The sequence below is a fragment of the Lactococcus garvieae subsp. garvieae genome (genome assembly GCF_029024465.1).
GTDB classification, from domain to species: domain Bacteria; phylum Bacillota; class Bacilli; order Lactobacillales; family Streptococcaceae; genus Lactococcus; species Lactococcus garvieae.
Genome location: NZ_CP118950.1, coordinates 1,599,456 through 1,612,797 on the forward strand (window position 1 = coordinate 1,599,456; position 13,342 = coordinate 1,612,797).

A 13,342-nucleotide genomic window follows, 5' to 3' on the forward strand; every position below is an offset into this window, starting at 1 on the left:
GCCGCTCTTCTTATATTATTTTTATTTCTCTCATCTTGTGACATAACATTCTTCTTATTTTACCATGTCTACGCCTAACTTCGGTAGCTAAAACACTTGGCCTGTTACACACGATAGATTGATAAGAAGAGGACTCTAATTATCAAACCTCTTGCATTAAAAATTTCTTTATTCTAACTCTGCCAATATAACGTGAAATGTTTCACGTAAATAGCGCTATGCAATCCCCCTCAAATTTGATAGAATAGACATATCATAATATTATAGGAGAAAAACTGTGACTTATTCTGACGCACAACTTAAACTTTTTTCACTGAACTCAAATCCCGAATTGGCTGAAAAAATTAGCAAAATTATGGATGTTCCTTTGGGGAAAGTAACTTCAAAACAATTTTCTGACGGAGAAATCATGATTAACATGGAAGAAAGTGTTCGTAATCATGATGTTTATATTATCCAGTCAACAAGTTGTCCCGTCAATGATAACATTTGGGAATTGTTGATCATGATTGATGCTTGCGTCCGTGCATCTGCACATTCTGTCAATATCGTTATGCCATACTTTGGTTATGCGCGTCAAGACCGAACTGCTTCAAGTCGTGAACCAATCACAGCTAAGCTTGTCGCTGATATGCTCGTTAAAGCGGGAGCAGATCGTGTACTCACTTTAGATATCCACGCAGTTCAAGTACAAGGTTTCTTTGATATTCCTGTCGATAATCTCTTCACTGTTCCACTTTTTGCTGAGTACTACATGAATCAGGGATTGTCTGGCGATGACGTTGTGGTTGTTGCTCCTAAAAACTCAGGTATCAAACGCGCGCGTAGTCTCGCGGAATATTTAGAAGCTCCTATTGCCATCGTTGACTATGAAGATGACGATGCAAAACGTGAAAATGGTTATATCATCGGTAATGTTGAAGGGAAAAAAGTTATTCTCATTGACGATATCCTCAACACAGGTGTAACCTTCTCAAATGCTGCTTCTGTCGTACGCGAAGCAGGCGCTGGAGATGTTTATGCCGTAGCAAGTCACGGTCTCTTTACTAAGACCGCTGCTGACTTACTTGAAAAGTCAGGTATTTGTGAAGTTCTCGTCACTGATTCTGTCGCTACTAAAAACCGTAAACCTAACAATGTAAAATATCTTAGCGTAGACAAACACATGGCAGATGCAATTCTTCGTATTCACGAAGGACGTCCAGTATCTCCACTCTTCAAATTTGATAAAAATCAAGACTAAAGTCTATTCTGAACAATATTTAAGTTCATTCCTCACCAGCTTTTAGCTGGTTTTTTATATGAAAAAAAACCACGCTGGCAAGACGAGGCTTCACATTCAGGAAATTTTAATCGCTATTTTGATTTGCCGTATTTACTCTATCATATCTTCTTCTCAATCACGTTGTCTTTTGTTAACAGACCTTGAAATGGTTAGTGCTCTCTATTATCCTCATTCTTTTCTTTTGGCGTTTCTTCTTTTATTTTTTTGTCCTCTAGAGTAACCCCTTTTGACTTGAGATAGACAAAGAGCTCTTGAAATAATGGATTGATTTGACAAATGAGTTGAAGCATACGTGCAAAGAAAAAAAGTAAGGAACTATTGATGACAAATTCTATTTCATGGGTGTACATTTTCACATTTGAAAACTTATAAAATTCGAAAACACCCCAAAAGATTGCTATTGTTACACCGTCGATCACTATCCTCTTCTTCAATGGTGGATCCATTTTTTCGCCATCCTTGAGCCATGTTAATCCTAAAATAATTACAATTAATGCCGATATACCTAGTAAGTTATATTCCATATCTCTTTTCTTCCCTTCCTATAAGATTGCTTATCAAGCTTAAATTTATTATATCCTTCATTTCTAGATTGTTCCACATCGTTTAAAAAATTATACTTTAATACGTGTCAGTGTTATAATTGGCATAGGCAGATCACAATAATATAATTAATACATCTTTCAAAGGTCACCTTTCTGCCTAGGTGGCTTTTTTCATGTTCTGTCCTTACTTTAGCTTCTTCTTTCTCTTCTCATAACTGCATTTCCTTAAAAAAATTTAGCGTAAGCGTTCGAATTTCAGAAAAAAAATATAAAACATGGTAATATAGATATAATGGGAACTTACGATTGTCATCAAGCTTTCGTATAGAGTACATAAATGAAATACATACATTTATTATAGAGGTTGAGTCACTAAGACCTTCCCCCTTGAAACAAGACTTTTAATAGAAACTCGAAAGAGAGGAAAAAACAATTATATATCTAGACAATGCCGCAACAACACCTATACTTCCTGAAGTTGTTGATGTCATGACGGAAGTTCTTGCTAACAATTTTGGTAATCCGTCCAGTACGCACACTTTTGGTCGTCAAGCGAGCCAGCTCGTGCGTCAGGCAAGAGAAACAGTAGCTCAGGCACTCCAAGTTTCACCTGGAACAATTACTTTTACTTCCGGCGGAAGCGAATCCAACTCCACCGCTTTGGTGGGTTATGCATTAGCGCATCGTCAAAACGGGAATCATATTATCACCACTGCCTTAGAGCATCCCTCAGTACTTAATGCTCTTAACTACTTGAAAACACGTCATGGCTTTGATGTTACTTTTGTTCAGCCTCAAGCTGACGGCTCTTTCCCTGCCCAATTGATTGAAAATGAACTGAGGGAAGAGACAATTCTTGTTTCAATGATGATGGCGAATAATGAAACTGGTCAACTGCTTCCCATCAAAGAAGTGGGCCAACTTTTAGAAAATCATCCAGCTGTTTTTCATGTTGATGCGGTACAAACAATGGGTAAAATTCCCGTACATCCTGAGGAGCTAAAAATAGATTTTCTGTCAGCTAGCGGACACAAATTCCATGGTCCAAAAGGTGTTGGCTTTCTTTATCATCGTTCTGGACTAAAATTTGACAGTATTATCCACGGGGGAGAGCAAGAAGAAAAACGTCGTGCAGGTACAGAAAATCTCCATTCCCTCCTAGGCATGGCAAAAGCACTGCAAATTGCAACAGAGAACATGAGCGATAATTATGCACATGTTGAAAAACTGAAAGCCTCGCTTCTTGAGGACCTTGCAGATATTGAGTATTATACACACGAATTTGGACCTAGTATGCCACATGTTGTGAACATCGGTTTTCCAGGGAAAAACCATGATTTATTGCTCGCAAAACTTGATCTAGCTGGCGTGGCAATTTCTACTGGGTCAGCTTGTACCGCGGGAACGGTTGATCCTTCACATGTTCTCGAAGCTGTATATGGTATTAAATCCCCAAAACTTAAAGAAAATATTCGTGTTTCTTTTTCAGAACTCAATACTGAAGCAGAAATTCACAATTTTGTTAAAGCACTAAAAGAAAGGGCACTATAAAAGATGGCTTTTATTACTGAAAAAAAACTTGAAGGCTGCAAATACAGCTACACATTATCACCGAAAGTTAAGAAATTTACTCTCAAAGACACCACATTTTCTCAAAATAATATCGGAAACTTTGAGTTTAAACGTATCCTTGAAGAAGTTCCAAATTCTGGTCAAGGCTTCCTCCTTAAAATTATTATTAATCCTGATTTAACAGGCTTTAAACTCTCCGTTACTGATAAATCTGGATTACGTAATGTGAACATCTTTAAAAATGCCAGCGAAATTATCCAAGAAAAATTTTATTTCCAAATGGATACTTTTGTTGATCGCGAAATCTTTATTAAAAATGAAGCCTAAAAAACTCCCCTAAAGGGAGTTTTTTTATATCCTCATCCAAAAGTACGCAACAAAAAAAACTCACTAAATGTGAGGTTTTTTTGGAAGTGCATTCACTTCAATAACTCATTAAGAATTATGCTTTGATTTCAGCTACGATACCTGAACCAACAGTACGTCCACCTTCACGGATAGAGAAAGTAGTTCCTTGTTCGATGGCAACTGGGTGGATAAGTTCAACGTCGATGTGAACGTTATCACCAGGCATTACCATTTCAGTACCTTCTGGAAGTTTAACTGAACCAGTAACGTCAGTTGTGTGGAAGTAGAATTGAGGACGGTAGTTGTCGAAGAATGGAGTGTGACGTCCGCCTTCTTCTTTGCTCAATACGTAAACTTCACCTTCGAATTTAGTGTGTGGAGTGATTGAACCTGGTTTAGCGATAACTTGACCACGTTCGATTTCGTCACGTTGAACACCACGGAGAAGTACACCAACGTTATCGCCGGCAAGACCTTCGTCAAGTGTTTTACGGAACATTTCGATACCAGTAACAACAGCTTTTTTAGTGTCTTCTTTGATACCAACGATTTCGATTTCGTCGTTGACTTTAACAGTACCACGTTCGATACGACCTGAAGCAACAGTACCACGACCAGTGATTGAGAATACGTCTTCGACTGGAAGCAACAATGGTTTGTCAGTGTCACGTTCTGGAGTTGGGATGTATTCGTCAACGATGTCCATAAGTTCTTCAACTTTAGCAACCCATTGAGGTTCACCGTTCAAAGCACCAAGAGCTGAACCAGCGATTACTGGAGTATCGTCACCTGGGAAGTCGTATTCTGACAAGAGGTCACGGACTTCCATTTCAACAAGTTCCATAAGTTCTTCGTCATCAACGAGGTCAGCTTTGTTAAGGAATACGATAAGGTATTTAACACCAACTTGACGTGAAAGCAAGATGTGCTCACGTGTTTGTGGCATAGGTCCGTCAGTTGCAGCAACAACGAGGATCGCACCGTCCATTTGGGCAGCACCAGTGATCATGTTTTTAACGTAGTCCGCGTGACCTGGGGCATCGATGTGGGCATAGTGACGTTTATCAGTTTCGTACTCGATGTGAGCAGTGTTGATAGTGATACCACGTTCGCGTTCTTCTGGCGCAGCATCGATAGATGCGAAATCAGTCGCTTTAGAGTAACCTTTGTCAGACAATACTTTAGAGATTGCAGCTGAGAGGGTAGTTTTACCATGGTCAACGTGTCCGATAGTACCAATATTTACGTGCGGTTTGCTACGGTCGTAAACTTCTTTAGCCATTTTAAAATGTCTCCTTTGAGAAAAAATATATTTTTTATAGGTAGCAGTGCTTTACACAAACTACCGTTCCATAACATTATACTGGATTTTCGCTTTAAATGCAAACTTTATTGCTATTTATCTGGCTTTTTTTGGCTTTTCGTAGTAAAATATATAAAAAATGATAAGGAGTAATATCGATATGGGATTAACTTTTAGAAAACGTGATGATTTCGATAAAATGATGGATGATCTAGGCGTCTCAACTGGTGATTTAGACACTGATAAAGCAACAGCAAAAACTGATAAACAAGAAGATCCATTTGCAAAATTCTTAGAACCAAAAGATACTTCAAAATCCGAAACAGTTGATTCTGGTAAATAGTGTGACATTTTACTAATTTCTTGCTAGAATATAATTGAGAATAATAAATATTGAGGAAACTATGGCTTACAAAAAGAAACAAAAATCTACTTTTCAAAAAGTAACGATGGTTGTTGTCGTTGCGATGCTGCTGCTTATTGTCTTTAGCTCTCTAGCTATGGCTCTGTCTGCATTTAAAAAAAACTGCTTCAAGCAGTTTTTTATATTATAAAAAGCTTGGGTAACCAAGCTTTTTTATTTTATTCAAACCCTTCAGTTAATACTTGAGGAAATTCATTTTTTACAATTGTGGCACAGCTTGAGCAAAGAGCATGCAGATGTTCATTTTCATCTGTCCCAACGGTAACATCTGTACGGCGGCAACGGTCACATACTTGACCTGCTGCTTGTTCCACAAGAATAGCTACATCATCAAATTGAAGCGCTGCTTCTGGTGCTTCTTCATTTGATACAGAGAATTCTGAAACAATGAGAAGTTGGGCAACATTTTCATCAAGACTTACAAGAAGGCTTGAAACCACTTCATTAGGATAAACCGTAACTTTTGCTTCAAGTGATTTACCGATTAATTTTGCTTCGCGTGCTTCTTCAAGTGCTTTGAGGACTTTATTTCGGAAATCAAGGAAAGCTTCCCACTCACCGAGTAACTCTTCTGAGCCAGTGAAGTCTTTAACTTCAGGCATTTCAGCAAGATAAGCAAACTCTTCCGTCTCTGCTTCAAGGTAAGACCAGATTTCTTCGGCTGTGTGTGGCAGAATTGGAACCAAAAGTTTTGTCAAATCTGCAAGCATTGTATACATTACGGTTTGCATTGAACGACGATCTGCAGCATTGGCTGCCTCGATATATACAACATCCTTCGCAAAATCAAGATAGAAAGCAGACAAATCATTAGTCAAGAAGTTAATCACTTGCTTATAAACACTCATGAAATTGTATGAATCATAAGCTTCACGTACTGCTTTTACTAAGGTATTGAATTTAGCAAGCATATATTTATCAACACTACGTAAGTTTTCATATGAAACGGCATTTGTATTTTTATCAAAATCAGTAGTATTTGCAATTAGGAAGCGCATTGTGTTACGGATTTTACGATAGACTTCTGAAACTTGATTAAGGATTTCCATAGAAACACGAACGTCGGCTTCCGTATCCACAGAAGCTACCCAGAGACGAAGGATATCTGCCCCTAATTTTCCTGTCACATCTGAAGGTAAAATTGTATTACCAATAGATTTAGACATTTTACGTCCTTTTCCATCAAGAACAAAACCTTGTGACAGAACTGCTTTATATGGCGAAACCCCATTCACAGCAACTGATGTTGTAATTGATGAGTTAAACCAACCACGATATTGATCTGAGCCTTCCAGATAAAGATCTGCAGGGTAAGACAGGTAATCTCGTTCGTCTAGAACACCATTCCATGATGAACCCGAATCAAACCAGACATCCATGATGTCTTTTTCTTTTGTGAACTCACCATTTGGAGAACCAGGATGAGTAAAGCCTTCAGGTAATAACTCTTTAGCTTCACGTTCAACCCAAACTTTTGAACCGTGTTCAGCAAAAAGCTGAGCAACATGTTCTGTTGTTTCTGGTGTAATGATTGCCTCTCCATTTTCCGCATAGAAGATAGGCAGTGGAACACCCCAAGCACGCTGACGAGAGATAACCCAATCTCCACGGTCACGAACCATATTATAGAGACGTGTTTTCCCCCAAGGAATAATCCAATCGACTTGTTCAATTTCACTTAGGATATTTTCACGGAAGTCATCAATCGATGCAAACCATTGAGGTGTTGCACGGAAAATAACGGGTTTCTTCGTACGCCAATCATGTGGATAACTGTGCGTAAAGAAGTCAAGCTTCAGCAAGGATCCTTTTTCTTCCAACCATTTACTTACAATTTTGTTTCCTTCATCATAGAAGATGCCCTCTAAACCAGGAGCTTCATCCGTATAATAACCACGATTGTCCACAGGTGACATCACTTCAAGTTTATATTTACGGCTAAAGAAATAGTCATCTTCACCGTGACCTGGTGCACTATGAACGAGTCCAGTACCAGAATCAAGTGTGACATAATCTCCATTCATAATCAATGATTCACGATCGTAAAATGGATGGTGAGCCGTCATCATATCCATATCAGAACCCTTAAGTGTTTGAAGTACCGTTGGATTTTCCCACTCTAGAGTTTCTGCTACCTTGCTGAGCATTTCTGAAGCAATAACAAATTTACGATTTCCTACTTCTACAACTGAATATTCGTAGTCTGGGTGTACAAAAATCCCCATATTTGCTGGCAATGTCCAAGGTGTCGTTGTCCAAATAACAAATTCTACATCTTCTGGCAACAGGCCTTTAACATCTTTTGCTTTGAAAGCCACAAAGATTGATGCCGAACGTACATCTTGGTATTCAATTTCCGCTTCAGCCAATGAACTTTCTGAGGAAGGAGACCAGTAAATTGGTTTTTGCCCCTTGTAAATATAACCTTTTTCCGCCATTTTACCGAAGACACGAATTTGCGCCGCTTCATATTCTGGAAGAAGTGTCATATATGGACGTTCCCAATCTGCTAAAACACCTAAAGACTTAAAATCTGAACGTTGCATATCTACTTGCTTGAGCGCATATTTACGACACTCTTCAAGATAATCCAACATGTCCATTTCTTTACGATTCATGCCCGCTTTTGAAAGTTGTTGTTCAATAGGTAAACCGTGAGTATCCCAGCCTGGAACGTATGGTGCACGGAAACCAGACATGGATTTATAACGTACAATAATATCTTTTGAAATTTTATTTAAGGCATGTCCAACGTGGATATTCCCATTCGCATAGGGAGGCCCGTCGTGCAACATAAACGATGGTTTACCTTCGTTGAGTGCTTGACGTGCTTCATAAAGCTTTGCTTCTTCCCATCCTTTTTGCCAACCTGACTCTTTGTTTGGTAGGCCTGCACGCATCGGAAAAGCCGTTTTCCCTAAATTCAATGTATCTTTAATTTTCATATTTTTTAACCTTCCTTTTAAAGTTTATCAATTTACCAGTATCTCTAAATTCTCAGCTTCCTGCGTATTGCCATTCTAACTGCTAAAGCAGTAAGAATTTTTCTTGGTTCACAACTCGCTTCGCTCCTTGCGTATTATCATTCTAAACTGCTAAAGCAGTAAGAATTTTTCTTGGTTCACAACTCGCTTCGCTCCCTGCGTATTATCATTCTAACTGCTAAAGCAGTAAGAATGATAATAAAAAACGGTCTTTCGAAAAAGGACGAAAGACCGTGGTACCACCTTAATTTTTTTCACAAAAAGTGAAAACTCTTACGTACGTAACGTGTACAGCGTCTAAACTTACTTTAGTTGGGCTTAGAATAATTTAGGTGATAAGCCGAAAAACAGGGAATATGAGACTTTCATCAACGCTCACTTGCTGTAAATATATTTTTCTTTTCTTGTCCTAAAATTATATTATTTATGTTCAGATGTTTCTACTTCTGGAACTTCTGTTTGCATCTCTGGAAAAACTGGATAAGTTTTTTCTTTATTTTTTTCAGCTTCTGGAGTTTCACCATCTTGTGAGGGTATTTTTTCAGTTTCTTTTTCATGAGCAGGAGCCAAAACTTCTTTTACAGTTTGTGGTACTTCTGTTTCTGCAACTTCAACTGCTTGTTCATCAGTTTTAACCGTTGCTCCTCCACGCCCTTTATTTCCTGTCAAAGATGTTCCACTCAATTGCATGTCTACAATTTCTTGAAGCTTTTCCTCAGGGTTTGTGATATGTGAAGATGTTGCTTCTAAAGTATCTTGCCAATCTTCTGAATGAATACTTGCCAACTGAGCCTCAATAATTGAAGTCATACGTTGGTGATAAAGACGCATTTTACGTTTCAAATCATCTGTATCACGCACCAAACGACGTGCATCATCAGAAGCTTGGTTAAGGATTGTTCCTGCTTCTTTTTTAGCTGCTTCAATAATGAGTTGACCTTTTTGACTTGCTTCAGCAATAATACTGTTTGACTCACTTTGTGCTTGAACACGTAAATTATCTGCTGCATCTTGCGCCACTACAATTGACTTATTCAAGGAATCTTTCATGTCATCAAAGTATTTTACGCGCTCACGCAAATCCTTAAGCTCACGGTCTTGATCTTTAATTTTTTGTGCAAATTCATCATAGTCACGAACAACAATATCTAAAAACTCTTCAATTTCATGTTTATTGTAACCACGCATTTGTGTATTAAATGTTTTATTTTGAACATCTAAACTATTTAATGCCATAAGTACCTCCAATCTCCCAAGAGACTCTATTTTTTCTTATGATTCTTAGTAATTTCACATTCGATTTTCTGTTTACCCTTTTTGGTCTCACCTAACATCTTTAGAATTTTAATGCGACCTAGACCACGGACACTGATTAAATCTCCTGGTTCAACAGGAAAATCTTTCTTTTCAATTTCAAGGTAGTTTAATTTCACCTTTCTTAATTGTAACATATTTACAGCAAGATTGCGAGAAATTTCGAAAGTGCTTGCAATAATTTTATCAATACGTAAACTCGAAACTAAGACTACTTTTCTTACTGAGGAAGTTTCTGTTTCTAATCGTTCTTCAAATGGTTTTTCAACAAATTTTACAGTGGCAGAGCCAATTTTTCTGATATTATTCTGAAAGATTTCAAGAAGATGTTTAGAAACAAAAACTTGAACTCTTCCTTCATTTAAAATAATGTCCCCTATCTCTGAACGCCGAATCCCCGTTTGACCTAAGAAGCTCCCTAAAATTTGGGAATGCTTAAGTTGATAAAATTTCCGGGCATAAGAAATTTCTAACAGCGCTAAGTCAAAATCAAGGATATCTAATTGATAAAATTCGGGCGCTATAATGATTTTAGTCAGTTCGGTCTGCGCAATATCCTGAGTAGAAAAAATCTGAAGCTCCCGCTTATTTGCTAAAGATTCGAGAATTTCAACTTCTCTAGGATTTAGAAAATAAGTAGTAACTACAGAATAATTGTTTTCCACACGATCCATCCAATCTAAAACGCGATCAATAAATTGCTTTTCTTCAGGATGAAAGTGTTGATATATATTTTCATGACTCATAGGAAGCGTAAAAGAAGTTGTTGAATAACTTGTAAAGCAATTACGCCAAGAACGATTGTAAAATCTAACCCTGCAAAACGTAAAGGAATACCTTCAAATAAGCTCAGATAAGGTCTTGAAATTTTGACGATAAAACGGCCTACAGCTGTATCATAAAGGCTTGGTATCCAGCTCATCAAAGCATAGGCTACCAAAACCCAAGTATAAAGACCAATCAGTCGAATTAAAATATATATAATCATAGTTTATTAAATATCGAAGTTCTCAAAGTTTTGTCCTGCCAAGATACTTAATTCTTGGGAAGCATCAACTGTGATATTCGCCGGTGTGAGTAAGAAAATTTGTCCGCCAACATTTTGAACGTCACCATCAAGTGTGAATACGACACCAGTCAAAAAGTCAATTGAACGTCGGGCTTGAGTATCTGGCATAAACTTGAAGTTAACCAAAACCGACTCTCCATTTTTAACGATACGTGCAGATTCCATAATATCAGAATAGGCACGTGGCTCTTTGATGGCAATAACTTGTCCTGCATTTGTTGTGGCTTGATTCATCATAGGTTTTTGAACTTTTTTCTCTGTTGTTTTAGTGTTATTTGTTGTTGAAGAAAAGGGTGCTGGGCGTTTAGCAGCAGATTTTGCTTGCGCTTGTCTTTGAGGTTGAACCGGGCGATTCATACCTGTAGATTTCTTTTCTGTATTTACTGTTGAAGACTTTTGCGGTTGTGCTTGTGGCTTTTGTGCCGCTACAACGGGTTCATCATACTCATCGTCGTCCTCTTCGAAAAATTTTTTTAATTTATCAAATTGATCTTTTAAGGCCATACTTCCCTCCGTTTTCAATGCTTAAGATTCTATACAAATTTTATTCAAAAAATGCTGTACCAATTCGAACAAAGGTCGCTCCTTGTTGAATTGCTCTTGTATAATCACGGCTCATTCCCATACTCAATTCAGTACAAGGAACATTAGCAATTCCTTTAGCCGCGATTTCGATTTGCAATTGCTTCATCGAAGCGAAAATGTTATCCAACTGCTCATTATCAGCATCAATCGGCGCCATCGTCATCAAGCCCACAATTTCCACATTCTCTAACTGTGAAATTTCTGCTAAAGCTTGATCTATATCTTCTGGTGCAAATCCATGTTTTGTCGCTTCACCAGAGATATTAACTTCGAGGAAACATTTTATCATATGTTCCGCACGTTTTTCAATTTCTTTGGCAAGCTTGACCGAATCTAAAGCATGAAAGTAATCTACTAAATTAATGACATCTTTTACTTTACGGCGTTGTAAATTTCCGATGAGATGCCAAGTAATATCTTTGTTTTCAAAAGCCTTATATTTTTCAAGAAATAAATCTGTACGATTTTCTGCTAAATGATGAATACCTGCTTCAACTACTTGTGCTGCTTTTGCAGTATCGACATACTTAGTTACGGCAATCACCTGAACGTCTTGATTTGAATAAGGAGATGTAGCTTTTGCCACATCTACCTTGTTCAAAATATTTTTAACATTTTCTGCTATACTCATTATTTACGGAAAAATGGTGGAGTATCGATATCTTCATCTGTAGATGGGACACCTGAGAAGCTTGTAACATTTGATGAGTTTTCACGGTTTTGATTTCCGTTTTGACGCGGTGAAGCATCACGACGAAGATCCCAATCACCAAAAGCTGATCCTGATTTTTGTGCAGGTGCTTGTTGTGTTTGTGAAGGTTGTTTAGCTTGTGCTGGACGTGAAGTTGGCGCTGAGGCTTGTTTCATCGAAGTGTGTTGAAAGTTAGGTTGACGACGTGGCTCTTCTACAACTGGAGCTGTTGAAGCACCTAAGTATTCATCAGTGGCATCTTGTGAAACACCTGTTGCTACAACAGTAACACGAATTTCATCACTAAGTGAATCATCAATAGATGTTCCCAATAAAATGTTTACATCATTACCTGCAGCTTGAATAACGATTTCTGAAGCATCTTGAGCTTCAATAAGACTCATATCCATACCACCAGTAACATTGAGGAGCACATTTTCAGCACCTTCAATTGTTGTTTCAAGCAATGGTGAGTAAATCGCTTTACGTGTTGCTTCAATGACACGGTCTTCACCAGTGGCAACACCGATACCCATAAGGGCATCTCCTTTGTTGGCCATAACTGTTTTCACATCGGCGAAGTCAAGGTTAATCATACCTGGGTTTGTGATCAAGTCAGTGACACCTTGGACACCTTGGCGGAGAACATTATCCGCTTCACGCAATGCTTCAGTCAAAGGTGTTTTCTTATCAACGATTTCAAGCAAGTTATTGTTTGAGATGATAAGTAATGTGTCTACGTTTGCACGAAGATCTTCAATACCTTCTGTTGCAAAGTAGCTACGTTTTGAACCTTCAAAACCAAATGGACGTGTTACAACTGCAACTGTCAAAGCACCAATTTCTTTTGCAATTTGAGCGATTACAGGAGCAGCACCTGTTCCTGTTCCACCACCCATACCAGCAGTGATGAAGACCATATCTGCGCCTTCAAAAGATTGGGCAATTGTTTCTGCAGATTCTTCTGCTGCACGGCGACCAACCTCAGGTTGTGCACCTGCACCAAGTCCACGTGTCAATTTAGGGCCAAGTTGAATTACTGTATCCGCTTTTGAACTGCGTAAAGCTTGTACATCTGTATTAGCTACGATAAAGTCAACGCCAGAAACGCCTTCTTCAATCATGCGGTTAACTGCGTTACCACCGCCGCCACCAACACCGATAACTTTAATTACAGCGCCTTGAGCGATTTCTGTATCAAATGAAAATTCCATGTTTTTAT

14 protein-coding genes are annotated in these 13,342 nt (G+C 38.2%); 5 read left to right on the plus strand and 9 right to left on the minus strand.

Annotated elements, in window-relative coordinates; translation table 11 throughout:
- Positions 1-277: 277 nt before the first annotated feature.
- The gene (locus PYW30_RS08015) at positions 278-1,243 is read left to right on the plus strand and encodes a ribose-phosphate diphosphokinase (protein ID WP_003133477.1); all 966 of its coding nucleotides are present in this window, start codon (positions 278-280) and stop codon (positions 1,241-1,243) included.
- Positions 1,244-1,434: 191 nt separating this feature from the next.
- Here PYW30_RS08015 and PYW30_RS08020 read toward each other — a convergent pair whose 3' ends face one another.
- Positions 1,435-1,809 carry a hypothetical protein gene (locus tag PYW30_RS08020; protein ID WP_003133476.1) on the minus strand — a complete coding sequence of 125 codons (375 nt, stop codon included), beginning with the start codon at positions 1,807-1,809 and terminating at the stop codon, positions 1,435-1,437.
- A 453-nt stretch (positions 1,810-2,262) separates the two neighbouring features.
- On the opposite strand from PYW30_RS08020, the gene PYW30_RS08025 reads away from it, so the two are divergent.
- On the plus strand, positions 2,263-3,381 hold the full coding sequence (locus tag PYW30_RS08025) for a cysteine desulfurase family protein (protein WP_023889778.1): 1,119 nt from the start codon (positions 2,263-2,265) through the stop codon (positions 3,379-3,381).
- 3 nt (positions 3,382-3,384) lie between these two features.
- Entirely contained in the window at positions 3,385-3,729 is a 345-nt protein-coding gene (locus PYW30_RS08030; protein WP_014025317.1) for a DUF1831 domain-containing protein, read from the plus strand.
- A 115-nt stretch (positions 3,730-3,844) separates the two neighbouring features.
- Here PYW30_RS08030 and tuf read toward each other — a convergent pair whose 3' ends face one another.
- Positions 3,845-5,032, minus strand: coding sequence for an elongation factor Tu (tuf, locus tag PYW30_RS08035; protein ID WP_003133474.1), 1,188 nt, complete (start codon positions 5,030-5,032; stop codon positions 3,845-3,847).
- Between the two features lie 181 nt (positions 5,033-5,213).
- On the opposite strand from tuf, the gene PYW30_RS08040 reads away from it, so the two are divergent.
- Both PYW30_RS08040 and PYW30_RS08045 read left to right on the plus strand, forming a co-directional pair.
- A complete protein-coding gene (locus PYW30_RS08040; RefSeq protein WP_014025318.1) occupies positions 5,214-5,396 on the plus strand; it encodes an SPJ_0845 family protein in 183 nt (60 codons plus the stop codon).
- Between the two features lie 61 nt (positions 5,397-5,457).
- Positions 5,458-5,607, plus strand: coding sequence for a DUF4044 domain-containing protein (locus PYW30_RS08045; RefSeq protein WP_080719680.1), 150 nt, complete (start codon positions 5,458-5,460; stop codon positions 5,605-5,607).
- 28 nt (positions 5,608-5,635) lie between these two features.
- On the opposite strand, the gene ileS is transcribed toward PYW30_RS08045, so the two are convergent.
- The 7 genes from ileS to ftsZ all read right to left on the minus strand — a co-directional run bounded on the left by ileS (position 5,636) and on the right by ftsZ (position 13,334).
- Entirely contained in the window at positions 5,636-8,422 is a 2,787-nt protein-coding gene (gene ileS, locus PYW30_RS08050) for an isoleucine--tRNA ligase (RefSeq protein ID WP_042219058.1), read from the minus strand.
- 459 nt (positions 8,423-8,881) lie between these two features.
- Positions 8,882-9,697, minus strand: coding sequence for a DivIVA domain-containing protein (locus tag PYW30_RS08055; RefSeq protein WP_023889780.1), 816 nt, complete (start codon positions 9,695-9,697; stop codon positions 8,882-8,884).
- A 26-nt stretch (positions 9,698-9,723) separates the two neighbouring features.
- A complete protein-coding gene (locus tag PYW30_RS08060; protein WP_042219060.1) occupies positions 9,724-10,521 on the minus strand; it encodes a YlmH family RNA-binding protein in 798 nt (265 codons plus the stop codon).
- The gene (locus tag PYW30_RS08065; protein WP_003133468.1) at positions 10,518-10,763 is read right to left on the minus strand and encodes a YggT family protein; all 246 of its coding nucleotides are present in this window, start codon (positions 10,761-10,763) and stop codon (positions 10,518-10,520) included. Before PYW30_RS08065 ends, PYW30_RS08060 begins: the two co-directional genes overlap by 4 nt.
- Positions 10,764-10,769: 6 nt before the next feature.
- Positions 10,770-11,348, minus strand: a complete 579-nt coding sequence (locus PYW30_RS08070) for a cell division protein SepF (protein ID WP_003133466.1) — start codon at positions 11,346-11,348, stop codon at positions 10,770-10,772.
- Positions 11,349-11,388: 40 nt separating this feature from the next.
- Positions 11,389-12,060: a YggS family pyridoxal phosphate-dependent enzyme gene (locus tag PYW30_RS08075; RefSeq protein ID WP_042219062.1), complete on the minus strand. Its 672-nt coding sequence runs from the start codon at positions 12,058-12,060 to the stop codon at positions 11,389-11,391.
- The gene (ftsZ, locus tag PYW30_RS08080) at positions 12,060-13,334 is read right to left on the minus strand and encodes a cell division protein FtsZ (RefSeq protein WP_014025324.1); all 1,275 of its coding nucleotides are present in this window, start codon (positions 13,332-13,334) and stop codon (positions 12,060-12,062) included. The genes PYW30_RS08075 and ftsZ overlap by 1 nt, the downstream gene beginning before the upstream one ends.
- Positions 13,335-13,342 lie beyond the last annotated feature (8 nt).

What these genes read in the sequence shown, in the direction of transcription:
- PYW30_RS08040 (WP_014025318.1), top strand. Translation starts at nt 5,214, where the DNA reads ATGGGATTAACTTTTAGAAAACGTGATGATTTCGATAAAATGATGGAT.
- ftsZ (WP_014025324.1), bottom strand. Translation starts at nt 13,334, where the DNA reads ATGGAATTTTCATTTGATACAGAAATCGCTCAAGGCGCTGTAATTAAA.
- ileS (WP_042219058.1), bottom strand. Translation starts at nt 8,422, where the DNA reads ATGAAAATTAAAGATACATTGAATTTAGGGAAAACGGCTTTTCCGATG.
- PYW30_RS08045 (WP_080719680.1), top strand. Translation starts at nt 5,458, where the DNA reads ATGGCTTACAAAAAGAAACAAAAATCTACTTTTCAAAAAGTAACGATG.
- PYW30_RS08055 (WP_023889780.1), bottom strand. Translation starts at nt 9,697, where the DNA reads ATGGCATTAAATAGTTTAGATGTTCAAAATAAAACATTTAATACACAA.
- PYW30_RS08075 (WP_042219062.1), bottom strand. Translation starts at nt 12,060, where the DNA reads ATGAGTATAGCAGAAAATGTTAAAAATATTTTGAACAAGGTAGATGTG.
- PYW30_RS08070 (WP_003133466.1), bottom strand. Translation starts at nt 11,348, where the DNA reads ATGGCCTTAAAAGATCAATTTGATAAATTAAAAAAATTTTTCGAAGAG.
- PYW30_RS08020 (WP_003133476.1), bottom strand. Translation starts at nt 1,809, where the DNA reads ATGGAATATAACTTACTAGGTATATCGGCATTAATTGTAATTATTTTA.
- tuf (WP_003133474.1), bottom strand. Translation starts at nt 5,032, where the DNA reads ATGGCTAAAGAAGTTTACGACCGTAGCAAACCGCACGTAAATATTGGT.
- PYW30_RS08030 (WP_014025317.1), top strand. Translation starts at nt 3,385, where the DNA reads ATGGCTTTTATTACTGAAAAAAAACTTGAAGGCTGCAAATACAGCTAC.
- PYW30_RS08065 (WP_003133468.1), bottom strand. Translation starts at nt 10,763, where the DNA reads ATGATTATATATATTTTAATTCGACTGATTGGTCTTTATACTTGGGTT.
- PYW30_RS08060 (WP_042219060.1), bottom strand. Translation starts at nt 10,521, where the DNA reads ATGAGTCATGAAAATATATATCAACACTTTCATCCTGAAGAAAAGCAA.